The organism is Pseudomonas halotolerans (assembly GCF_039581215.1).
Classification (GTDB): Bacteria; Pseudomonadota; Gammaproteobacteria; order Pseudomonadales; family Pseudomonadaceae; genus Aquipseudomonas; species Aquipseudomonas tehranensis.
Genome location: NZ_JBCNTJ010000006.1, coordinates 74,382 through 97,926 on the forward strand (window position 1 = coordinate 74,382; position 23,545 = coordinate 97,926).

Below are 23,545 nucleotides of genomic sequence, written 5' to 3' on the forward strand. Positions count from 1 at the left end.
CGCTGGCTGCGTCAGCAGCCCAACACGGCTACTCAGGTGCCAAACCGATCAAGTGTTGGCTTTCTAGCGGGCTGCTACGCAGCCCAACGGGGATAAATCCCCTCGCCACAAGAGCGCCGTGCGCCTCAATCAGAACTTGATGAAATGCTTGCGGTAATGCTGCAGCTCGGCGATGGACTCGCGGATGTCGTCCAGGGCCAGGTGGCTGCCGCCCTTCTGGAAGCTGTCACGCACCTCGGGCGCCCAGCGGGCGGCCAGTTCCTTGAGAGTGGAAACGTCCAGATTGCGGTAATGGAAGTAGCTTTCCAGGGATTTCATGTGGGTATAGAGAAAACGACGATCCTGGCAGATGCTGTTGCCGCAGATCGGTGACTTGCCCTTGGGCACCCACTGTTCGAGAAAGGCGATGGTTTGAGCTTCGGCCTCAGCCATGCTGATTTTGCTCTCGCGCACCCGCTGGGTCAGGCCTGAGCCGCCGTGCTGGCGAGTGTTCCATTCGTCCATGCCGGCCAGGATCTCGTCGCTGTGATGGATCGCGATCACAGGGCCTTCGGCCAGGGTGTTGAGATCACTGTCGGTGACGATGGTGGCCATTTCGATGATCACGTCGGTGTCCGGGTTCAGACCGGTCATTTCCAGGTCGATCCAGATCAGGTTCTGCGGGTTCTGCATGGGGGAGCTCCTCGGCGTAGCTGCGCAGTTTAGCTTAGGCTTTGAACGAAAAGTGCCTGCGCGACGATCGTGCTGCGTTGAAAACAGGCTCGCAATGCTCATTGACAACCAGTCAGCTGCGCTTCCTCGCCTGTTTCGCCTTGCCTGATCGCCGCTCGGCGACTTTTCGTTCAAACCCGAGGCCGGGCCTTGAGCGTGCTAAACTCGCGGCCGTTTTACCTAATCGCTGCATTCTTCATACGGAACACCCATGGCCAAACGCCAACTCAATCGTCGTCAGAACTGGCGCATCGAAAAAATCCAGGGTGAGCGCGCCGCCCGCGCCGCCAAACGCGAATCCAGCGCGGTACAAGCGCTGGAGGGCGGCGACCTGGGCCCTGAACAGACCGGTCTGGTGATCGCGCACTTCGGTGTACAGGTCGAGGTCGAGGCCCGTGAAGGTGAACTGGCCGGCCAGGTATTCCGCTGCCACTTGCGCGCCAACCTGCCCGCTCTGGTGACCGGTGACCAGGTGGTCTGGCGTGCCGGCAACCAAGGCATCGGTGTGATCGTGGCTCAGCTGCCGCGCCACACCGAACTGTGTCGTCCGGACAGCCGAGGCCAGCTCAAGCCGGTGGCGGCCAACGTCGACATGATCGTCATCGTCTTCGCCCCGCTGCCTGAGCCCCACGCCAACCTGATCGACCGCTATTTGGTAGCGGCTGAACACGCCGGCATCCGCCCATTGTTGCTGCTCAACAAGTTCGACCTGATCGATGAACACAACGCCCCGGCGCTGAACGCATTGCTCTCGGTCTATCGGCAATTGGGCTACCCGGTGCTGGAAGTTTCGGCTCACCACGGCGATGGCATGGAGAAATTGCAGGAACAACTGGACGGGCGCATCAGCGTGTTTGTCGGCCAGTCCGGCGTCGGCAAGTCGTCGCTGGTCAACAGCCTGCTGCCGGAAGTCGAGACGCGCGTCGGCCCGTTGTCCGAGCTGTCCGGCCAGGGCACTCACACCACCACCACGGCGCGGTTGTTCCACTTCCCCGGCGGCGGTGAGTTGATCGACTCGCCGGGCATCCGCGAGTTTGGCCTGGGCCACGTCAGCCGAGCCGATGTGGAAGCAGGGTTCATCGAGTTTAACGACCTGATCGGCACCTGCCGCTTCCGCGATTGCAAGCACGACCGTGAACCGGGTTGCGCCCTGCTCAAGGCACTGGAAGACGGTCGTGTGCAACAGCAACGGATGAACAGCTATCGCTCGATCATCGCCAGCTTGCCGGAAAGCAGTTACTGACCTGAAAGAAAGGTAAGCCGGACACAATTGTGGCGAGGGAGCTTGCTCCCTCGCCACAAAAGCAAGCAGGCCTCACTGCGCAGGCGGCTCGGCCGGTTTCGGTGCGAGATCATCGAACAGGTTCAGACGCTCGCGTACCTCATGGGCGGGAACAGGCTGCTGGTCCGCCGGCAGTGCGTTCGGATCCGCCGCCGCGCCAGGCGTGGTCGGCACTTCACCCGGCGCACCGGCGCCCTGAGCCGGGTCTGGCGCAGGATCATCGGTTTGCGAACCTTCGATGGCTTTCTGAGCCTTCTTGGTCAACACCACGATATCGATACGCCGGTTGACCGGGTTGAACGGGTCTTGACGATCGAACAACGCCGAAGAGGCATAGCCGACCACTCGCGCCACCTGCTCATCCGGATAACTACCAGCCACCAAGGCGCGACGTGCAGCGTTGGCACGGTTGGCGGATAACTCCCAGTTCCCGAAATCACCTTTGCCGATGAAAGGCTTGGCATCGGTATGGCCACTGATGCTGATCTTGTTCGGCACCGCTTTGATGGTGTCGGCCATGGCCAGCAGGATATCTTCGAAATAAGGTTTCAGACGCGCGCTGCCGGAGTCGAACATCGGACGGTTCTCGGCGTCCATGATCTGGATACGCAAGCCATTCGGCGTGATCTCGAACAGGATCTGGTCCTTGAACTTCTGCAGTTCAGGGTTCTCTTCGACCTTGTTCTGCAACTCTTGCAGCAACAGCTCCAGACGCTCGCGCTCGACCTCTTCGGCCATGCCTTCGGCCTGATCGGCGTCCACCTTCACCTTGTCCGGCTGAGGCTGGGACTCAACTTCCGGGTTGAGGGTATTTTCCGGCGCCAGGGTCGGCGAACCACCCAGATCGATGATGTAGGGCGTTCCGCTCTCGGAAAAACCGACCGGGTCCTTGAAGTAACCGGCAATGGCAATCTTCTGCTCCGGTGTGGCGGTGGACAACAGCCACAGGACCAGGAAGAACGCCATCATTGCCGTTGCGAAGTCGGCGAAGGCGATTTTCCAGGCGCCCCCGTGATGCCCGCCGGCGATGCGCTTGACGCGCTTGATAATGATCGGCTGGTTATTTTCCATCTCAGCGACCGCGAACCGCTTGTTCTAACTCGGCGAAACTTGGACGGTGCGCCGGGTACAGGACCTTGCGACCGAACTCCACGGCCAGCGATGGCGGCATGCCCGAGGCCGAGGCCACGAGCGAAGCCTTGATGGCTTCATAGACGTTGAGTTCTTCCTTGGCGTCGTGGGCCAGGGAGTGGGCCAGCGGGCCGAAGAAGCCATACGCGGCGAGAATACCGAAGAAGGTACCCACCAGAGCCGCACCCACGTGCAGGCCGATGGACGCCTGGTCACCTTCGCCCAGGGAGGCCATGGTCACCACGATGCCCAATACCGCCGCGACGATACCGAAACCCGGCATGCCGTCGGCGATGCCGTTGACGGCGTGGGACGGGTGATCCAGGTCTTCCTTGAGGCTGTACAGCTCCATGTCGAACAGGCCTTCGAGCTCATGGGGAGCCATGTTGCCGGACGACATGATGCGCAGGTAATCACAGACGAACGCCGTCATGCGCTCATCCTTGAGTACCGTGGGGTACTTGGCAAAGATCGGGCTGGATGCCGCGTCTTCGATATCCCCTTCAATCGCCATCATGCCTTCGCGGCGGCTCTTGTTGAGGATCTCGTAGATCAGCCCCAGCACCTCAAGGTAGAAGGTGTGGCTGAAGCGCGAGCCGAACATGCTCAAGGACTTCTTGAGCACGTGCATCGTCATGTAGCCGGGGTTGGCCTGCAAAAATGCGCCGAGGGCCGCACCGCCGATGATCAGGACCTCAAAGGGCTGGACCAGGGCGGCGATCTTGCCATGGGAAAGCACGTATCCGCCCAGAACGCTCGCGAACACGACAATGATGCCGATAATTTTAGCCATAGATAGAAAGTACTTATTTAAGTCGGGTTCAAGGTCATATTCGGAAGCTGAAAAATCTCTTCTTCTACTTATCGGCAAAACTGCGCCAGACTATAGCCAGTTCAGGCGAAAAGCCAATTTGCCCCGTTCCGGGCGTAGATACTCCCTATGATGATCGCGTCCAGCCATGGCTAACGAAACGAAGGTTCCAACTCCACGACCGACCACCCTCGAAGGCTGGGTAAAGCTGCTTGAGGGCGTCCATCTGCCGGTGCCCCAGGCCAGTCATGATCTGGTCTGCAAAGCCATTGCCGACAGCCATCGCTCACTGCGTGACATTGCCGAGCTGATCCAGGACAGCCCCGCCCTGGCGCTGAGCGTCATCCGTGAAGCCAACCACCACACCCATGGCAACTTTGCCGAACCGGCAGAAAATCTCGAAGTGGCGATCAACCGCCTCGGCCTCAAGCGCACCGAAGAATTGCTCGCCCGCCTGCCCTCTTTGCCAGAGCAGCAAATACCTGTTGCCCTGCGCCAGTTGCAACTGATCAGCCAGCACGCAACGCAACAGGCCAATGGCTTTTTTGCCAGCCGCCTGGCGCGGCTGTGGCAAGACATCCATTGGGGCAGCCTGTTGTTTCTGTCCCCCCTCTGGCCGCTGGCCCTGACTCATCCAGGGTTGCTGAAAGAGTGGGAACTGCGGGTTGTCCATAAGGGCCAATCAGCGAGCAAGGTGGAGCGCGAGCTGTTCGGCGTCGGCCTGCTGAACATCTGCCTGGCGCTGGTGGAGACCTGGCGCCTGCCGGTCTGGGTGGCGCAGGGCTACCGCCTGCTGCTCAACGAGCGTCGCGAGCTGGTGAAAGTGCTGCGTATCGCCCGGGACAGTGAACACCCGCTGCGCCAGCAGAATCGCCTGGACGATGACCCGACCCTGCGGCGCTGGCTCAATCAGCCAGCCAATACGGTACTGCTGGCCAACGGTTTAGCCCTTTCAGCGCAACAGGCGTGGGACGGCCCTCACAGCAGTCGCTGGCAATACCTCACGAGTTTGTATCTGCAGATGTCCATGGATGACGTCCAGCAGCAATTGCACCAGCAAGCCGTCAACAGTGCCCGCCATAACACCATGCCGGACCTCTGGCATCCGGCCGTGGCGCTGATCTGGCCCCGGGGCAGCCGACGCGTCCACCCGGGGCTGCTGCCAGCCGCCCCGCCCAGCGCCGAAGACCTGACTCAATGGCGCAAGCAATGCGCCGAACTGCTGGTGGAACCGAGCCCGTTCAGCAACGCCATGCACCTGACCACCTCGGCACGGGACGCCTTGGTGGCATGCGGCATGCGACGAGTGATGATTCTGATGGCCGACCGCAGCCAGACCAGCCTGCGCGTACACCAGATCGCCGGCCTGCCCAACGAAGCGGCGGCCATGAGCTTTTCCATCAGCCAAAGCAAGGTGTTGCAACGGTTGCAGGCTCAACAGGCCCAGGTTCGCCTGAACCCGGACAACAACGCGCAGTTTTCGGCGTTGCTGCCGCCGGGCCTGCGCAGCCTGTTTCGCGGTGAACACCTGTTGTTACGCTCACTGACCTGCAACGGCCGAGTGATCATGCTGGTGGCGGTGGACCAGGGCGGCGGGCCCTTCTCGGACGTGACGGTGCAGGCCTTCGGTAAAACCGTGCAGTGTATCGAACGCGCCTTGCACAGCTTTACCAACCGCGGTCGCTGATCTTGATACAATCTTTTCCCTTTGCGCCCCTGGAGACCTCACATGCCTGACTTCTCTGGCTTGCCGCTGGTAATCGAGCCGAGCGACTTGCTGTCGCGCCTCGATGCCCGCGAACTGATTCTGGTGGACCTGACCAGCGCCGCCCGCTACAGCACCGGGCACATCCCTGGCGCACGCTTCGTCGACCCCAAGCGCACCCAACTGGGCCAGCCCCCGGCGCCGGGTCTGCTGCCAGCAAAAGCCGACCTCGAGGCGCTGTTCGGCGAATTAGGGCATAACCCGAATGCGGTCTACGTCGTCTATGACGATGAAGGCGGTGGTTGGGCCGGGCGCTTTATCTGGCTGCTGGATGTGATCGGCCATTCAAACTACCACTACCTCGACGGCGGCTTGCTGTCGTGGCTGGACGAGAGCCTGCCGGTGTCCACTGAAGTGCCGCCGCCCGCCACAAGCCAGGTGAGCCTGACCCTGCACGATGAACCCACCGCCACCCGCGAATACCTGCAGAGCCGCCTCGGCGCTGCTGACCTGGCGATCTGGGATGCACGCGGCCCGCTGGAGTACTCCGGCGAGAAAGTCGTCGCAGCCAGAGGCGGGCATATCCCCGGCGCGGTCAACTTCGAATGGACCGCCGGCATGGATCAGGCACGCAACCTGCGCATCCGCAGCGACATGCCGCAAATCCTCGAACAGTTGGGCATCACGCCCGACAAAGAAATCATCACCCATTGCCAGACCCACCATCGCTCTGGCTTCACCTATCTGGTGGCCAAGGCGCTCGGTTATCCGCGTGTCAAAGGCTATGCCGGCTCCTGGGGCGAATGGGGCAACCACCCTGATACGCCCATCGAGCTCTGAAGGTTCTTAAGGACAGTTAATGAAAAACCGCTTGTTCATCCTCAGCCAATACCTGCTACCCCACCACTTGCTGTCTCGGCTGGCCGGCTGCATTGCCGAATGCCGCGTTCGCTGGTTCAAGAATGCCTTTACCCAATGGTTCGCCAAACGTTATCAGGTGGACATGTCCCAGGCGCTGGTGGAAGACCTCACGGCCTACGAGCACTTCAATGCGTTCTTCACCCGAGCGCTGAAAGAAGGCGCCCGCCCGCTGGACCCAACACCGGGGGCAATCCTCAGCCCCGCCGACGGCGCCGTCAGCCAACTCGGCCCGATCGAGCACGGTCGGGTATTCCAGGCCAAGGGCCACAGCTTCAGCGTGCTGGAACTGCTGGGCGGCGATGCAGCCAACGCAGCGCCGTTCATGGGCGGCGATTTCGCCACCATCTACCTGTCGCCCAAGGACTATCACCGCGTGCACATGCCCCTGGCCGGCACCCTGCGGGAAATGGTCTACATCCCGGGGCGAATTTTTTCGGTGAACCAAACCACCGCCGAAAACGTTCCGGAGCTGTTCGCCCGTAACGAGCGCGTGGCGTGCATTTTCGACACCGAGCGCGGGCCGATGGCCGTGGTGCTGGTGGGCGCGATGATCGTTGCGTCCATCGAAACCGTCTGGGCCGGGCTGGTGACGCCACCCAAGCGCGAGCTGAAAACCTTCCGTTACGACGAAGCCGCCCGGGCGCCGATCCATCTGGAGAAAGGCGCCGAACTGGGCCGCTTCAAACTGGGATCAACCGCCATCGTGCTGTTCGGGCCGGACCAGGTGAAATGGGCCGAAGAGCTGGTGGCCGGCTCGCCAGTGCAGATGGGCCAGGGGCTGGCGCTGCCAAAAGCCTGAGTTACGCCCCCGGAAGCCGGCCTGTGGGAGCAAGGCTTGCCCGCGATGAACGACAACGCAGTCTAAAAAAGACCGCGGCGCCTGCATCGCGAGCAAGCTTGGCTCCCACAGCACATCCAGCGCGGCGCACTTCTCTGTCAACTGCTAGAGTGGGGAACATCCCTTTCATTTCCCGCCGGAGCCCATCCACGGCATGAATGAGACCAGCCCTCTCCAGCTTTCGCGCGTTCTGACACCGACACAGTCGCGCCTGTCGTTCTGCGATGCCACGCCGCGCGACCTCAAGCGCTGGATCGCCAACCTGCCCAAAGCCAATATCGGCGAAACCGCGCGCCTGTTGTACCAGGCCATCGGCGAACTCAACCAACTGCTCACCCCCAGCGATAATCGCCTGCAGCTACTCGAATTGTTGCGGCCCGAGGTGTATTACGTCTGCAAACACCTCGAGCGGCATTTTTTACAACAGGCCATCGTTCTGGATGAGCGTTCGCGCAAGATCGTCAATCTGTGCCAGGCCCTGCAAACCCAGTTGGCCATGGGTTACAAACAGATCGTCGCGCGCATCTCGCCGAAGTACACCAAGGACCGCGCCCGCCTGCTCAGCACCGCGCTGCAACGCGCGATGCATGCCCTGGACGGCACGCTGCTGCGTGTCAGCCAGTTGTACAGCCCAGTGCCGGAAGGGCTGTGGCTCGATTTGCATCAGCTATACCGAATCGCCTGCCATCATCGGCTGCAACACCTCAGCGTCGGCGATGAACTGGCCAGCCAGGTTCATCAGCTGAGTACCGAGCAAACCTACGTGGTCGCCCTGCTGCTGGGCGCCTCCCGCAGCAATCAGCTGCGCCAGGGCCAGATTGCGCGGCTCGCCGAGGTGCTGGAGTCCTGGAGCCAAGGGGTCACGCTGGACCCGGCCGTCACCGCCACGAGCTTGTTCGCCGTTGCACCGCAACTGGATATCGGGCCGCGCTATCGTTCCAAGTTCAGGGCCGAGCAGCAGCCAAGCCTGCTGGGTTTCGATCCGCAGCCGCTGGTGCGTGCCATCGCCACTCACCTGGAACAACCTGACGATCACAGCCTGTCCGTGCCTGGCGCAATGAACGCCGACACTTTGCATCACCTGCAAGCCGCCTGGGGCGAAGCGGTTGAACGCAGCTTCCAACGCACCGAGGGCAACGGCACGCTGACGCTCTGCGTGGGCATGAGCGCTTTGCACTATTACCTCGGCGGCGAGCGCTCTTTCAGCGAAATCCTGAAGGACTCCGCCCTGCGCAAGGCCCGGTTCGAGGCCTCACCGAGCAAGCCCCACGACACCTGGAGCCAGGCCTTCGACGCAGCTGCGGCCGGCGACAGTGATTTGTTGCCCTATGAGGAAATCGAGTACCCGGTCAATCCGGCCGATGACGACGGTGCCAGCTCCGACAATCAGCACCACTTCGCGACCTACGACCTGCCCATCATCAACCACAGCCCCGGCGGTTACTGCCTCGGATGGCCGAAGGAGGTGCCTGAGCAACTGCAGGCAGGGGAAATGGTCGGTATTCGCGACACTGACGATCAAGCCTGGAGCATCGCCGTGGTGCGCTGGATCAGGCAGGTGCGCAATGGCGCCATGCAAATGGGCATCGAGCTGGTCGCCCCCCATGCCCAGCCTTGCGGCCTGCAACTGGTACGGGAGAAGGGTGAGCAGGGTCACTACCTGCGAGGGCTGTTGCTGCCCGAGATCAGCGCCATTGACCTGCCGCCCACCATGATCGCGCCCCGTCTGCCCTTTCAGGAAGGCCAGCAAGTGCTGATCAACACCAACGGCCAGGAACGCCGCGCCAGCCTGGACCGACGGGTGACCAGTACGCACAGCTTCAACCAGTTTGCTTATCGACAGGAAGGCTCAGGGACCAGCGCAGATGGCCAAGACCATGAAGGGGATTTTGATTCGTTGTGGAAGTCGCTGTAAGCAACGCAGGCCTTTGTGGCGAGGGGATTTATCCCCGCTGGGTTGCGTAGCGACCCCAAAACCTGACACCGCGGTGTGTCAGGTTGACTGCAATTGGGGGCTGCTTCGCAGCCCAGCGGGGATAAATCCCCTCGCCACAGGAGAGAGCCACACGCTCAAAGCTGTCCGTCGCGATCCCTGAACCCCAGCAGATACAACACCCCGTCCAACCCGAGGGTGGAGATCGCCTGCCGGGCCGACTGTTTGACCAGCGGCTTGGCCCGAAACGCCACGCCCAGACCGGCGATCGCCAGCATAGGCAGGTCGTTGGCGCCGTCGCCCACGGCGATGGTCTGCTCCAGGCGCAGGCCTTCCTTCTCGGCCAGTTCGCGCAACAGATCCGCTTTGCGCTGAGCATCGACGATCGGCTCGACGGCCACACCGGTCACCTTGCCGTCCACCACTTCCAGTTCATTGGCGAACACGTAGTCGATGCCCAGTTTGGCCTGCAACTGCTTGGCGAAATAAGTGAAGCCGCCGGACAGGATCGCGGTCTTGTAGCCCAGACGCTTGAGTTCGGCGAACAGCGTCTCGGCGCCCTCGGTCAGGCGCAGGGAGGCGCCGATCGAGTCCAGCACGCTGACGTCCAGGCCCTTGAGCAGCGCCAGGCGCTCCTTGAAGCTGGCGCGAAAGTCCAGTTCACCGGCCATGGCTCGTTCAGTGATGGCCGACACCTTGTCGCCGACGCCAGCGGCCTTGGCCAGTTCGTCGATGACTTCGGCTTCGATCAGCGTCGAATCCATGTCGAACACCGCCAGGCGACGGTTACGGCGGAACAACGAGTCTTCCTGGAACGCGATGTCGACATTCAACTCCTGGGCCACGCTGAGGAATTCGGCACGTAGCGCCTGGGGATCGGCCGGCTCGCCGCGCACGGAGAACTCGATGCAGCCCTTGCCCTTGTCATCCGGCGTATCCAGCGGCATGCGCCCGGACAACCGGTCGATGTGGTCGATGTTCAGGCCGTATTGGGCAGTGATCGAACTGACACGCTGCAATTGCTCGGCGGTCACCTTGCGGGTCAACAGGGTCACGATGTGACGCGTCTTGCCCTGGCCATTGACCCAATGCTGGTAATCGGCTTCGGACACCGGGGTGAAACGCACCTGCTGGTCGAGCTTGTAGGCGGTGAACAGGATGTCCTTGAGCACCGACTTGCTTTGCTCGGCGTCCGGAATTTCAACCAGGATGCCGAACGACAGTGTGTCGTGAATCACCGCCTGACCAATGTCGAGAATGTTCACACCACCCTGGGCCAGAACGCCGGTAATGGCCGCAGTCAGACCCGGACGGTCACTGCCAGTGATGTTTATCAGGACGATTTCGCGCAAGGCGCACCCCCGCAGGTGGAAAAAAACCGCATTCTACCCACTTTCAGTGACCATCGGGCACCGTCGGTGCTTTGCCGGTCATGGGCCTGTCGCTATACTGCGCGTCAATTTCACGGACAAAGAGCCGAGCTCAGTGAACCGGCCCACGCCAGTCAAAACCGACAATTTCTTTCTGCTGATCTTCCGTGCACTGCGCCATCGTCGCGTGCCGATTGCATTGCGCATTGCCAGCCATAACGTGATCCTGGTCGCCCTGGCCCTGGTGATCTATGCCTGCGTGATGGGCCTGCAGTTCAAGCAGGCCATGCACGAGCAGGCCGATGCGCTGGGCGAGAGCCTGACCACGCAGACCGCCACGTCCGCCACCGAGCTTCTGGTGTCCAACGACATCCTTAGCCTCAACGTGCTGCTCAACAACCTCACCAAAAACAAACTGGTGGCCCACGCCGCCATTTATAGCGTGGACAACCGCATCCTCGCCGAAGCCGGCCAGCGGCCCAAGCCGGGCCTGCTGGGCGAATCCGGCGGCATGTACCAGAGCCGGATCACCTTCCAGGACGTGACCGCCGGGCAACTGCGCATCAGCCTGGACATGGACCAGTTCCAGCAGCCGATGACCATCAGCCTGCAAAGCATGGGCATCCTCAGCGCAATATTGCTGGCGCTGGCGCTGGCCTTGAGCCTGCGCCTGGGGCGCCACATCTCCACGCCACTGCTGCAACTGCGGGTCTGGCTGCGGGATATCGACGAGCACACCCCAGCAACCCAGCGCCAGGACGAAATTGGCGATCTGGCCCGGCAACTGCACGCCAGCTTCGCCCCGGAGCCTGCGCCCGTGCCGGAGTCTGAAGACATCGACTACATTGACGACGACGAAGCCGAACCGGGCTTCGAAGTGCGTAACCTGCGAGATCCGGACTTCGACGAAAGCCAACCTGTCCCCGCTTCCAAACCCGCTCTACGCCGCGTGGTCCGCACGGTGGAGGACGATGAAGACGACGATGCTTTCGCCGATCTGCGTGACGACTCAATCGCCGGTGAGCCGCAATCGGTCGCCAGACCCGTCGCCTCGGACCTGCCCCAACACAGCGCCGTACTGGCCGTGCAACTCGGCGCTCAGGACCAACTGCGCCGGCTGCCCCAGGCGCGCCTGAAGGAACTGCTTGAGCGGTATCGCGACTGTCTCGACCAGGCCGCATCGCTGTATCAGGGCCAACTGCACACCCTGAACGATGGCAGCACGCTGATGCTGTTCCACACCGAGGACAGCGGTGATGACTACCTCACCAATGCCATTTGCTGCGGTGAGCTGCTCCGAGCGCTGGGACACCAGTTGCAGATCGAAGTCGCCGACAGCGGCATCACCCTGCAATTGCAATTGGGCCTGACCTTGGGCGACGGGCTGTTCGGCCTGAGCCAGATCGACCTGCTGCTGACCGAAACGGCCCAGGACGCCCTGGCCCTCTCGCAGCACAGCCGCAACCTGCTGCTGGTGGAGCGCAAGATCAATGACGACGCCCTGGTCCGTCAGCGCGCACGCATCCGCCCAATCGCCAGTCCGGAAGGCGCCTGCTGCGTCGAGCGGCTGATGGAGCCTTATCCGTCAATGCTGGAGCGACAACTGGCGCGGATGCATGAGCGTCAGGCCTGAGCCTCAACACCTGAAATGACGAAGCCCGCAGATGAGTGATTGTCTGCGGGCTTTTTTGTGGCCTTCGCCTACCTCATCGCGAGCAGGCTCGCTCCCACACTGGATCTGTGGCTAGCAGAGGCCCCTGCTCGCGATGAGGCCAACATAGACACCCGAGACTGCAACCCACAGAAACAACAAAGCCCGCATCAATGCGGGCTTTGTTTTGCATCCGGTTCAACCATCAGAACCTGAACACTTCCAAGTCCGTACGGATCGGCAAGGCCATTGGAATCTTATCCTTTTCCTTCTCGACCTTTTTGGTGGCAGCAGGCGCCGACTTGCGCGGCACATCCGCAACAGCAGGCTGATTGGCCAAAGGCTTGAGCGCCGTGGACAGTTGTTCGGCCAAGCGCTGCAGCAGCACGCCCTGAGCCTGGACCTGCGCAGCGGTACCGCCGGCATGTTGCTCTTGCAGATGAATGATGCGGTTCTCGCGAACCTTGCCGCGACGATCGATCAGACGCCACTGGGCATCCAGTATCGCCGGTTGTGATTCGCCCGAATCCAGCCGGGTAATCGACAGCAACACTTGAACATCCGGGGTAAAGCCCTGGGTGGCCGGCGCAAGTACCACACGCTGACTGTCCAGATGCCCGGCGATCTGACGCAGCAACAACTGGTCAATGTCCGAGGACAGGCTACCGGCCCAACGACCATCGGTGGCGGCCTGAAGGCTGCCGTCCGGTTGGCGTTGCAATAAGGTTTCACGTTGCAGGTAATCGGCAATCAATACCGGGCCCAGCAATACCGCCATGCCTGCGCTTTGTGCAGGCTGGGCCGGGTTTCCGCTGTCGAGTTGATACAGCGACACTGGCTGATTGACGCTACAGCCCGCCAGGCCAAGCAGGCCGGCGAGCCACAAAATAGGAAGGCGCAGAGCAGTCATCGTCCCGTCCAGGTGGCAGCCACAAGGCTTACCACAGTGAAAAAAAACTCGGTCAATATGAAGAACGCTCGGCCACGCCGGCGCTTGAAAGGGCCTATCATCCGTGAATATGCGCTCCGACTCCAGCGCGAAAGTGCCGATCTGCGGCTTTTAATCGCAGACCGAGCGCTCTAGCACGCTTAATTGAGGTTTTCGACGAGCAGTGCATCAACCCGCTGAAACCCTCTCGGAAGCTTATTGCCCCGCCGACCACGTTCACCTTTGTAGTGTTCAAGATCGTCAGCCTTCAACGAAAGCGTACGCTTTCCAGCCTGTAGCACAAGCGTGGCGCCTTCCGGTAACACTGCAATATCCGTGACATATTCCTCACGACTGGCCACCCGTTCGCCGGAAATGCCGATGATCTTGTTGCCCTTACCTTTACCCAGCTGTGGCAAGTCACTGATTTTGAAGACCAGCAACCGACCCTCAGTCGTCACCGAAGCCAGCCAGTTGTTCTCGCGATCGGCTACCGGTCGCGGCGCGATGACCTTGGCGTTGTTCGGCAGGCTCAACAACGCCTTGCCCGCCTTGTTCTTGGCCTGCAGGTCCTCACCCTTGACGACAAACCCGTAGCCGGCGTCCGACGCAATAACGTACAGCCCGTCATCATCAGGCATCAGCACGCATTCAAAAGTTGCACCCGGTGGTGGAGTTAATCGACCGGTCAGCGGCTCGCCCTGGCCGCGAGCCGATGGCAGGGTATGCGCCGGCACCGAATAACTGCGCCCGGTGGAATCGACGAACACCGCAAACTGGTTGGAACGCCCGGCGGCCAGTGCCTTGAAACCGTCTCCCGCCTTGTAGGAAAGCCCTGCGGCGTCAATATCATGACCCTTGGCGGAGCGTACCCAGCCTTTTTCCGACAGCACGACGGTCACTTTCTCGTTCGGCAACAGATCATGTTCGCTCAGCGCCTTGGCTTCGGCGCGCTCGACGATGGGCGAACGACGATCGTCGCCGTAGGTTTCAGCATCCTTGAGCAGTTCGGTGCGCACCAGCTTCTTGAGCCTGGCTTCGCTGCCCAGCAACGCTTGCAGCTTGGCCTGCTCCTTGAGCAATTCATCCTGCTCGGCCCGCAGCTTCATCTCTTCCAACCGCGCCAGTTGCCGCAAGCGAGTATCGAGAATGTAGTCGGCCTGGGTTTCGGTCAGTTCAAAACGCGCGATCAGGCTGGCCTTGGGGTGCTCCTCGGTGCGGATGATATGAATCACTTCATCCAGGTTGAGGTAGGCAATCAGCAAACCGTCCAACAGGTGCAGGCGACGCTCGACCTTGTCCAGGCGAAATTGCAGGCGCCGCCGCACGGTCTTGACGCGAAACTCCAGCCATTCCACCAGCAGCGCCCGCAGGTTTTTCAGCTGTGGCTTGCCGTCCAGACCGATGATGTTGATGTTGACCCGGTAGCTGGACTCAAGATCGGTACTGGCAAACAGATGCTGCATCAGCGCGTCGTGATCGACCCGGTTGTTGACCGGGATGATCACGATCCGGCACGGGTTCTCGTGGTCGGATTCGTCGCGAAGGTCAGCGACTTGCGGCGCTTTCGACGGTTTTGCCTGCATCATCGCAGCAATTTGTTCCAGAACCTTGGCCCCGGAAACCTGGTGAGGTAGAGCGGTGACGATGATGTCGCCATCTTCGATGTGGTACACCGCGCGCATGCGCACCGAACCGCGACCGGTTTCGTAGATCTTCAGCAGGTCGGCACGCGGGGTGATGATTTCCGCTTCGGTCGGGTAGTCCGGGCCCTGGATATGCTCGCAGAGCTGCTCCACCGTCGCTTTCGGCTCGTCCAGCAGGCGCACGCAGGCGGTTGCCACTTCCCGCAGGTTGTGCGGTGGCACGTCAGTGGCCATGCCCACGGCGATACCGGTGGTGCCATTGAGGAGGATGTTCGGCAAACGTGCCGGCAACACCAAGGGTTCATCGAGGGTGCCATCGAAGTTCGGCCCCCAGTCTGCAGTGCCCTGGCCCAACTCGCTGAGCAGCACTTCGGAATAACGCGACAGCCGCGCCTCGGTGTAACGCATGGCGGCGAAAGACTTGGGATCGTCTGGCGCACCCCAGTTCCCCTGGCCGTCCACCAGGGTGTAGCGGTAGCTGAACGGCTGGGCCATCAGCACCATGGCTTCATAGCAGGCCGAGTCGCCATGGGGATGGAACTTGCCGAGCACGTCACCGACGGTACGCGCCGACTTCTTGTGCTTGGAATCGGCATCCAGCCCCAGCTCACTCATGGCGTAGATGATCCGCCGCTGAACCGGCTTGAGACCGTCGCCGATGTGCGGCAAGGCGCGGTCCATGATCACGTACATGGAGTAATTGAGGTAGGCATTTTCGGTGAAGTCAGCCAGCGACCGGCGCTCTACGCCGTCTAAGCTGTCTGCAAGAATGTCGCTCATGCGGGCCTCATCAGTTCGTTGTCTGGCGCAGCAACATGGTGCCGCCGCGCTGGGTAAATTCAAGTTTGTTCAGGGCGCTCATGCCCAGCAGCACTTGCGTGCCCCCCAGGCCTGGCGCCACCAGGGCACGGACATCGCGCAACACGATGTCGCCCAACTGCAACCGGTCGATACGGGTACGATAACCCTCGCTCAAACCGTTGGCGGTGCTCAACGTCACACCGAAACCTTTTTCCAGCTTGAGGCGTGCGGCCAGCTCCTGCGGGATCGCCACGTCCGTGGCGCCGGTATCGAGCATGAAGTCCACCGGTTGGCCGTTGATCTGGCCGCTGGCGACAAAATGCCCCTGTTTATTGCTGACCAGCTTCACCTCGATAAAACCTTCACCCTGTTGCGAATACACCTCGGTATTGGGATTCTGCGCACGCTGCTCCCACTGGGCAAAAAACCGTGTCGCCAGAAACAGCGCCGCGCACCAGGCCAGTATCATCAGCACCCTGCCGGCGCGCTTGCCCGGCGGTTGCTGGCTCATGGCGAGGCGCTCCAGCCACCGTCCGGTGCGGCGAAGCGCCAGATGATCGGCCGTCGTTCGCCGTCGGCCCGGGGGCCGTCGTTGTTATCCAGGCCAACCCAGGCACCTTCGGCGTCCACCACCAGCGCTTCGGCCAAGCCGTAGTCCTGTGAATAACGACGGTTTTCCTGCAGCACTTCGGCGGCGAACGACCAACAACGCTCCACTTGAGCGCTTTGCGCGTCACGCCGGCAGATCTGATAAGCGTTGCGCTCCAGGGTAAACAGCTTGCCGTCGAACAGTGACAGATCGGCGAAATCCCGTGATACCGCCGTGGCATTGGGGAACTGCGCCGGCTGCATCTCTTTCCCCGCTTCACTCAGCAATACGCAGTTACCATCACAGTCCCACACCGCTTGCTGACGCTTGATCAGCAACAGGCCGCGGCGTTCACGCTCCGCCGCCAGCCACAACTGATCGCCGGCAGGGTTTACCGCCAGGCCTTCAAACAACGCATTGAAATGCAGCAACAGGCCGCTGGCCCGCGCCTGACGGATCATCACCGGTGCGATTTTCAACCAGGACGCGGCGCCCGTCGGCGACACCTGCAACACCGCGGCATGGGATTCACTGACCACGTAGCGATTGCCGGCGCTGTCACAGCTGATGCCTTCAAAATCCAGTTCGCCACCGCGCAGGTACGACGCCGCCCAGGTCCGTGATCTCAAACCCCACGGCAAACCGCTGTCGGGCACCGGCGGCACCTGGATTTCAACGGCTTCTGCCTGCCAGAACGGCGCATCAGAGGACTTGAGGCGGTAGATCCGATCATCATCGCGATCCGACACCGTCCACATTTCGCCGCCGCACACGGCCAGCCCGGACAAGTTACCGCCCCGCAAATCCTCGACGGCATGCTCGGACAGCAACTTCAATTGCGGTGCAGGACCTGCGACCACCACCCCCGCCCACAGCAACAACGCCAGGGCGAAACCGTTGCGCATCAGGCCAGCACCTCGGCCAGGTCCCCTTTGGATTCGAGCCAGGACTTGCGATCGCCAGCGCGCTTCTTCGCCAGCAACATGTCCATCATTTCCGAGGTCGCTTCGAAATCATCCAGGGTCAACTGCACCAGGCGGCGCGTGTTCGGATCCATGGTGGTTTCGCGCAGTTGCGGCGGGTTCATCTCGCCAAGGCCCTTGAATCGGGTGACCTGCGGTTTGCCGCGTTTCTTCTCGGCCACCAGGCGGTCGAGGATGCCATCGCGCTCGGCTTCGTCCAGGGCGTAGTAAATCTCTTTGCCCAGGTCGATGCGGTACAGCGGCGGCATCGCCACGTAGACGTGACCAGCGTCCACCAGCGGACGGAAATGCTGGACGAACAAGGCGCACAACAAGGTGGCGATGTGCAGACCGTCGGAGTCGGCGTCGGCGAGGATGCAGATCTTGCCGTAACGCAGTTGGCTCATGTCCGCGGCGCCCGGATCGACACCGATGGCCACGGCAATATTATGCACTTCCTGACTGGCCAGCACTTCGCTGCCGTCCACTTCCCAGGTGTTGAGGATCTTGCCGCGCAACGGCAGGATCGCCTGGAATTCTTTGTCCCGCGCCTGCTTGGCCGAACCGCCGGCGGAGTCACCTTCCACCAAAAACAGCTCGGAACGCATCGGGTCCTGCCCGGCACAGTCAGCGAGCTTGCCCGGCAACGCCGGCCCCTGGGTGATGCGCTTGCGCTCGACCTTCTTGCTGGCCTTGAGGCGCCGCCCGGCGTTGTTGATCGCCAACTCCGCCAGGGCCAGACCGGTTTCCGGGTTGGCATTGAGCCACAGGCTGAACGCGTCCTTGACCACCCCGGAGACAAACGCCGCCGCTTCGCGGGACGACAGACGCTCCTTGGTCTGGCCGGAGAACTGCGGTTCCTGCATCTTCATCGACAGCACGAAGGCGATGCGCTCCCAGACGTCTTCCGGCGCCAGCTTCACGCCACGGGGCAGCAGGTTGCGGAACTCGCAGAACTCGCGCATGGCGTCGAGCAAACCCTGGCGCAAACCATTGACGTGGGTGCCGCCCTGAGCCGTGGGGATCAGGTTGACGTAGCTCTCCTGAACGCTTTCGCCCCCTTCGGGCAGCCACAACAGCGCCCAGTCCACCGCTTCCTTGTTACCGGCCAGGCTGCCGCAGAACGGCTCGTTGGGCAGGCGTTCGAAACCGTTGACCGCGTCCACCAGATAAGAGCGCAGGCCGTCTTCGTAATGCCACTCGACTTTCTCGCCGGTCGCCTTGTCCTCGAAACTGACCAACAGCCCCGGGCACAACACGGCCTTGGCCTTGAGCACATGCTTGAGGCGGGTGACGGAGAATTTCGGCGAATCGAAATACTTGGGGTCCGGGGCAAAATACACGCTGGTCCCGGTATTGCGTTTGCCGACGGTGCCGACCACTTCCAGTTCGGTGGCCTTGTAGCCGTCGGCGAAGGTCATCTGGTATTCGTTGCCGTCACGCTTGACCCGCACGCGGACCAGGGTCGACAAGGCGTTGACCACGGAAATACCCACCCCGTGCAAACCGCCGGAGAACTGGTAGTTCTTGTTGGAAAACTTACCGCCCGCGTGGAGCTTGGTAAGGATCAACTCGACGCCCGACACGCCTTCTTCAGGGTGAATATCCACCGGCATACCGCGGCCGTCGTCGCTGACTTCCAGCGAGTGGTCGGCGTGCAGGATGACCTGCACCGAACGGGCGTGCCCGGCCAAGGCTTCGTCGACGCTGTTGTCGATGACTTCCTGGGCAAGGTGGTTCGGCCGACTGGTGTCGGTGTACATGCCGGGGCGCTTGCGCACCGGGTCGAGGCCCGAGAGGACTTCGATGGCGTCTGCGTTATAAGAGCTAGCGCTGGGAGTGGCCATGGGGTCTCGTCGTCAGTGTTCAATGAAAAAGAGGCGATGGCTCACAGCGACGTGAAGTCGATCGCCTGGTACAAATCGGCGCCAATGCCGGCAAAACTCAACAGCGCCGGCAACTGTCGGGCAAACCCTTGGAAACTGTGGTCGCCGCCGGCCTGGATGCGCAAGGCACAGGCGCGGTAATACTGCTGGGCGTGGCGATAATCCAGCGTTTCATCACCGGTTTGCAACCATACCTGATACCGCTGCGGATCCTGGGGCGCCGGCACTTCCAGCTCAGCCAGGGCCGTGACGTGGTCGTGGGTCAACTCCCAGGTTTCGTCGGTGTACAAATTCTTCTGCGTGCCCAGGTAACCGTCAAACATCCGATGTGGGCTGACGGCCGGGTTGACCAGCAAGGCCTTGAGCCCGTGGCGCTCGGCCAAGTGAGTCGCATAGTAGCCGCCGAGCGAGCTGCCGACCAGCAGTGGGCGGCCCAGTTGTGCAATCGCCTGTTCCAACTGACCGATGGCCTGGCGCGGGTGGTGGTGCAGGGCTGGGACTTGTAGGTGGTCGCTCAGGCCCAGGCGGGCCATTACGTCGATCAACTGACTGGCCTTGGTCGACGCGGGGGCGCTGTTGAAGCCGTGGATATAAAGGATCGAACCCGACATGACCGACTCCCTGGGTGTTGGGCAAAGGGCGGAGTTTACAGGGAGATCGCGGTGGTTTGGGGGATTTGACCTTCTTGGCGCCTTCGATGATCAGTCGATCACGGTATCTGTGGGAGCAAAGCTTGCTCGCGAGGCGGCCTGATAGCCGACCTGTTTCTCCCGGCTGTACTTCGATCAAACTGTGGGAGCGGGCTTGCTCGCGAATGCGTCGGGTCAGCCGACATCAATGTTGAATGACACACTCAGGTGCTCCCACACAATGCTTACGCTTGACGTTAGCGCGGATCGACGATGTCCAACGCCCGGTTCGCCAACAATTCACTGAGTTCGATCATCTGCTGGACTCCCAGGGCGAAATGCCGACGCGAGCCTTCCAGGTCAAAGGTTAGATCGCCAAGCATGGCGCTGGCGGAGGCCAGGGTTTCGCTGAGGTTAGCTAGGAGCGTCTCCGTGTCTGCGCTCTCCGCGACAGTGAACAGCTGGCTTGAGGGTTGTGTCTTTTTGGCTTGAGGCTTGGGGTCGAGATAATAATCGAGGGCGCGCTTGGCGGCTTCATCGTGCTTTTGGGAATCGGTTTCGGGGGGATTGGGTGTGGCTTTGAACATGATGCATATCCTTCTTTGCGTAGTGGAACCGCCATCTCCCGTTTCCAGGCGAGAGGGTGGCAGCTATGCGCGGGCTGGAAACCAAGGTAGAAGGAATACCCGGCAGACTCGAAAGTCTCCCGCGCACAGCCGCCATAACGCAGAGCTGAACGCTCAAAGCGCCGCAGTATCTCACGCGACTCGCTCATATGCCTTCTACTCATCGGGTTTCCAGGCCCGGCCGCTGAATTGGCAGCGACGGAAAAAGGTTAGCGACAGCCCTTCCCACCCGGCAACCGCCAGAGCTCGTCGGAAAAATCCACCTGAATCAGGAAGTGTGTCCGACCATTCCCACAAATTTTGGTCGACTGTCAGGGCGCCATCGCGAGCAAGCTCGCTCCCACACAGGTTTTTGGTCGTTTATAAGATCAGTGTTCACCGTCGAGCTCTGTGGGAGCCGAGCTTGCTCGCGATAGCGGTGGGCCTGCTTACATCCATGCTGAATGTACCGCCGCCTTCGCGAGCAAGCCCGCTCCCACAATTGGACCGGAGTACGACTGGGAGAGTCAGGTCGGCTATCAGACCGCCTCGCGAGCAAGCTTTGCTCCCACAGGTCTGCTCAAACAAGTCTGATGGGTGTACACCCGCAAGAGCCAGGTCGGCTATCAGGCCGCCTCGCGAGCAAGCTTTGCTCCCACAGGTCTGCTCAAACAAGTCTGATGGGTGTACACCCGCAAGAACCAGGTCGGCTGTCAGGCCGCCTCGCGAGCAAGCTTTGCTCCCACAGGTCCAGCTCAAACAAGTCTGATAGGTGTACCCCCCCCCCCCGCAAGAGCCAGGCCGGCTGTCAGGCCGCCTCGCGGAGGACGTTGATCTCGGCGCCCCGTTAACCACGCTGGCCGAACGCAGGCATTGCGCAGTGGGCAACCCGGCATGGATGCCGGGTTAGCCGCGCTGGGCCATGGATGGCCCTTCGCGGCGGCCCACGGAGCAATGCCGGAGTGAGGGCATGCCGAGCCCTAGCGAGGCACCAAGTGGTGGGGCAAAAGCGTTTTGCTTACTTTTGCGCTTTTCAAAAGTGAGCCGCTGTAAGAGCGGAACCGTCAGCAGCCATTACAGCAGAAATGGATATGTACTCAATCAGACCGCCATCGCGAGCAAGCTCGCTCCCACAGTTTGATCAAACTCAATATCCGTTGGAGTCATAGTCGGGGGTAAACGCAAACCCAACCACCCGCTCAACCCCCGTCTCCAACTGCCCATCCGGCCAAAGCCGCAACCACCGATACCCCGGCGCCTGCGATCCCACCGCAAAATCCTCACTCCCCGGCTCAAACTGAATACAGGTCGAAGGCGAAGCCAACAAACGAACCCCCTCACGCACCTGATCAACCTCCTGATGCACATGCCCCCACAGAACAGCACGCACCTGAGGAAACCGATCCAGCACCGCAAACAATGCATCCGGATTACGCAACCCAATCGGCTCCATCCACGCACACCCAATCGAAACAGGATGATGATGCAGACACACCAAATGATGCCGCTCCGGCGCCTCACTCAAGGCATTGGCCAACAGAATCAACTGCTCCTCAGCCAAAAACCCCGGCACCGACCCGGGCACGGCGGAGTCGAGCATCGTCACGCGCCAGTTGCCAATATCCACCACCGGCTCGAGCAGCGCGCTCTTGACCGCGGCCTCGATCATGACCTGCGGCTCATCATGGTTGCCCGGAATCCAGCGCGCCGGCGCATCGATTCGCCCACTCATCTGCCGAAACGCCTCATAGGACTGCAGCGTCCCGTCCTGGGACAAATCCCCCGTGGCAAGCATGAGGTCGATCTTCGGCTGTTGCTTGAGGACCAGGTCAATGACCGCCCGCAAGCTGTCGCGAGTGTTCATGCCCAGCAGCGAGCCGTCGGCCTCGGCAAACAGGTGACTGTCGGACAGTTGGACCAGCAACGCCGTATCGGCGGTGGTCAAGGTGGATACGCTCGGCAAATCGCTCTCTCCCAGGCGCGACCACGCCATTGGATGAAGCGGCAATTATGCTGGGGAAGATCGAAAGGGGAAACCCACGAACCGGAACCGGTTCACAGACCACGCACTACCGAACGACTTCGAACTCATGGCCCAGTGCCAGGCAATGACTCAGCCATTCACCCAGGAACACATTCAACTGGGCCTTCTCATCCGGCTGGTGCATTGACGCATTGGGGTAAGGATAGATGCCGCGAAAGCGTCGCGCGTGTTCGGCGCTGACGACTTCGGCCATGCGTGCATCGTGATAGACCTGCACTTCCAACTGCGGCACCGGCAGCCACGGCAGGCTGTGTTCCTGGCGCACCTGCAGTGTGGTGGTGTAGGGGCAGGTCTGCAGCACTTCGAGGGCCAGCACGCCGAGCATCTGGTCGCCATGGGTCACGGCGATGCGCCGGGGCGCGGGGTCGTTGCGCATGTCCGGCAACAAGCGCATCAAGCGGGCGTAGTTGGCCTCGCAGGCGGCCTGCAACCCGACCAGATCGACGCGATAACGGTCGCGCAGCTTGCTTAAGACCATAGCCCCCTCACTTCATCGCGATTCAAGGCCAGCCATTGCAAGGCAATGATGCCGGCCGCGTTGCAGATCTGCCCGTCGCGCACTGCTTGCAAGGCATCTTCAAAGGCCCAGACCTTCACACGAATGTCTTCGGCTTCTTCCACAAGCCCATGCAGGCCACCGGCCCCCGCACTGTCGCAACGCCCCAAATAAAGATGCACGAATTCATTGCTGCCGCCCGGCGATGGAAAATATTGGGTCATCGGCCAGAGCGCAGCGAAGACAAGCCCAGCTTCCTCCTGCGCTTCGCGATGAGCAACCTCTTCCGGTTGCTCGTCCTTGTCGATCAGGCCGGCCACCAGTTCCACCAACCAGGGATTGGTGGTCTTGCCAATGGCGCCGACGCGAAACTGCTCGATCAGTACCACCTCATCGCGTTGCGGATCGTAGGGCAGCACGCACACCGCGTCATGACGCACGAACAGTTCACGGCTGATTTCACGGCTCATGCCACCGGCAAACAACTCGTGGCGCAGGTGGACACGATCGAGTTTGTAGAAACCCTGAAAGCAGTTTTCACGCTTGACGATGTCCACGGCGCTCGGTGTGGCATTGGCGAAATCGGTCATGACTGTCCTCGTTTGC

Annotated in this window: 20 protein-coding genes; 6 read left to right on the forward strand and 14 right to left on the reverse strand. The window is 61.4% G+C overall.

Annotation, left to right across the window (positions count from 1 at the left end):
* Window positions 1–129: 129 nt before the first annotated feature.
* Entirely contained in the window at window positions 130–672 is a 543-nt protein-coding gene (gene orn / locus AAIS01_RS10465) for an oligoribonuclease (RefSeq protein WP_024780809.1), read from the reverse strand.
* 250 nt (window positions 673–922) lie between these two features.
* Between orn and rsgA the strand changes: the two genes are divergently transcribed.
* Window positions 923–1,954: a small ribosomal subunit biogenesis GTPase RsgA gene (rsgA, locus tag AAIS01_RS10470; RefSeq protein WP_092395734.1), complete on the forward strand. Its 1,032-nt coding sequence runs from the start codon at window positions 923–925 to the stop codon at window positions 1,952–1,954.
* 72 nt (window positions 1,955–2,026) lie between these two features.
* Here the strand turns inward: rsgA and motB are convergent, their stop codons facing one another.
* Both motB and motA read right to left on the reverse strand, forming a co-directional pair.
* Window positions 2,027–3,064 carry a flagellar motor protein MotB gene (gene motB / locus AAIS01_RS10475; RefSeq protein WP_343468899.1) on the reverse strand — a complete coding sequence of 346 codons (1,038 nt, stop codon included), beginning with the start codon at window positions 3,062–3,064 and terminating at the stop codon, window positions 2,027–2,029.
* A gap of 1 nt (window position 3,065) precedes the next feature.
* A complete protein-coding gene (gene motA / locus AAIS01_RS10480; RefSeq protein ID WP_343468900.1) occupies window positions 3,066–3,917 on the reverse strand; it encodes a flagellar motor stator protein MotA in 852 nt (283 codons plus the stop codon).
* A 166-nt stretch (window positions 3,918–4,083) separates the two neighbouring features.
* On the opposite strand from motA, the gene AAIS01_RS10485 reads away from it, so the two are divergent.
* The 4 genes from AAIS01_RS10485 (at window position 4,084) to AAIS01_RS10500 (ending at window position 9,314) form a co-directional block, all read left to right on the forward strand.
* Complete coding sequence (locus AAIS01_RS10485) at window positions 4,084–5,622, forward strand: HDOD domain-containing protein (protein ID WP_343468902.1); 1,539 nt, start codon at window positions 4,084–4,086, stop codon at window positions 5,620–5,622.
* A 42-nt stretch (window positions 5,623–5,664) separates the two neighbouring features.
* On the forward strand, window positions 5,665–6,480 hold the full coding sequence (locus AAIS01_RS10490; protein WP_343468903.1) for a rhodanese-like domain-containing protein: 816 nt from the start codon (window positions 5,665–5,667) through the stop codon (window positions 6,478–6,480).
* A 19-nt stretch (window positions 6,481–6,499) separates the two neighbouring features.
* A complete protein-coding gene (asd, locus tag AAIS01_RS10495) occupies window positions 6,500–7,360 on the forward strand; it encodes an archaetidylserine decarboxylase (protein WP_092452377.1) in 861 nt (286 codons plus the stop codon).
* A 193-nt stretch (window positions 7,361–7,553) separates the two neighbouring features.
* The gene (locus AAIS01_RS10500) at window positions 7,554–9,314 is read left to right on the forward strand and encodes a molecular chaperone (RefSeq protein ID WP_343468904.1); all 1,761 of its coding nucleotides are present in this window, start codon (window positions 7,554–7,556) and stop codon (window positions 9,312–9,314) included.
* A 155-nt stretch (window positions 9,315–9,469) separates the two neighbouring features.
* Here the strand turns inward: AAIS01_RS10500 and serB are convergent, their stop codons facing one another.
* On the reverse strand, window positions 9,470–10,684 hold the full coding sequence (gene serB, locus AAIS01_RS10505) for a phosphoserine phosphatase SerB (protein WP_092395722.1): 1,215 nt from the start codon (window positions 10,682–10,684) through the stop codon (window positions 9,470–9,472).
* Window positions 10,685–10,817: 133 nt separating this feature from the next.
* On the opposite strand from serB, the gene AAIS01_RS10510 reads away from it, so the two are divergent.
* A complete protein-coding gene (locus tag AAIS01_RS10510) occupies window positions 10,818–12,335 on the forward strand; it encodes an AhpA/YtjB family protein (RefSeq protein WP_343468905.1) in 1,518 nt (505 codons plus the stop codon).
* A 223-nt stretch (window positions 12,336–12,558) separates the two neighbouring features.
* Here the strand turns inward: AAIS01_RS10510 and AAIS01_RS10515 are convergent, their stop codons facing one another.
* The 10 genes from AAIS01_RS10515 to AAIS01_RS10560 form a co-directional block, all read right to left on the reverse strand.
* Window positions 12,559–13,263, reverse strand: a complete 705-nt coding sequence (locus tag AAIS01_RS10515; RefSeq protein WP_343468906.1) for a PqiC family protein — start codon at window positions 13,261–13,263, stop codon at window positions 12,559–12,561.
* A gap of 179 nt (window positions 13,264–13,442) precedes the next feature.
* Window positions 13,443–15,707 carry a DNA topoisomerase IV subunit A gene (gene parC, locus AAIS01_RS10520; protein ID WP_092395716.1) on the reverse strand — a complete coding sequence of 755 codons (2,265 nt, stop codon included), beginning with the start codon at window positions 15,705–15,707 and terminating at the stop codon, window positions 13,443–13,445.
* 10 nt (window positions 15,708–15,717) lie between these two features.
* Entirely contained in the window at window positions 15,718–16,239 is a 522-nt protein-coding gene (locus tag AAIS01_RS10525; protein ID WP_186658186.1) for a retropepsin-like aspartic protease family protein, read from the reverse strand.
* Entirely contained in the window at window positions 16,236–17,222 is a 987-nt protein-coding gene (locus AAIS01_RS10530; protein ID WP_343468907.1) for an esterase-like activity of phytase family protein, read from the reverse strand. The genes AAIS01_RS10525 and AAIS01_RS10530 overlap by 4 nt, the downstream gene beginning before the upstream one ends.
* Window positions 17,222–19,126 carry a DNA topoisomerase IV subunit B gene (gene parE / locus AAIS01_RS10535; protein WP_343468908.1) on the reverse strand — a complete coding sequence of 635 codons (1,905 nt, stop codon included), beginning with the start codon at window positions 19,124–19,126 and terminating at the stop codon, window positions 17,222–17,224. Before parE ends, AAIS01_RS10530 begins: the two co-directional genes overlap by 1 nt.
* 41 nt (window positions 19,127–19,167) lie before the next feature.
* On the reverse strand, window positions 19,168–19,776 hold the full coding sequence (locus tag AAIS01_RS10540; protein ID WP_343468909.1) for a YqiA/YcfP family alpha/beta fold hydrolase: 609 nt from the start codon (window positions 19,774–19,776) through the stop codon (window positions 19,168–19,170).
* A gap of 275 nt (window positions 19,777–20,051) precedes the next feature.
* A complete protein-coding gene (locus AAIS01_RS10545; RefSeq protein ID WP_214913614.1) occupies window positions 20,052–20,381 on the reverse strand; it encodes a DUF6124 family protein in 330 nt (109 codons plus the stop codon).
* A 1,165-nt stretch (window positions 20,382–21,546) separates the two neighbouring features.
* Window positions 21,547–22,362 (reverse strand): 3',5'-cyclic-AMP phosphodiesterase, encoded by an 816-nt coding sequence (cpdA, locus tag AAIS01_RS10550; protein WP_343468910.1) that lies wholly within the window; start codon window positions 22,360–22,362, stop codon window positions 21,547–21,549.
* Between the two features lie 106 nt (window positions 22,363–22,468).
* Window positions 22,469–22,921: a DUF1249 domain-containing protein gene (locus tag AAIS01_RS10555; protein ID WP_343468911.1), complete on the reverse strand. Its 453-nt coding sequence runs from the start codon at window positions 22,919–22,921 to the stop codon at window positions 22,469–22,471.
* Window positions 22,912–23,529, reverse strand: coding sequence for an NUDIX domain-containing protein (locus AAIS01_RS10560; RefSeq protein ID WP_343468912.1), 618 nt, complete (start codon window positions 23,527–23,529; stop codon window positions 22,912–22,914). Before AAIS01_RS10560 ends, AAIS01_RS10555 begins: the two co-directional genes overlap by 10 nt.
* Between the last annotated feature and the right edge of the window lie 16 nt (window positions 23,530–23,545).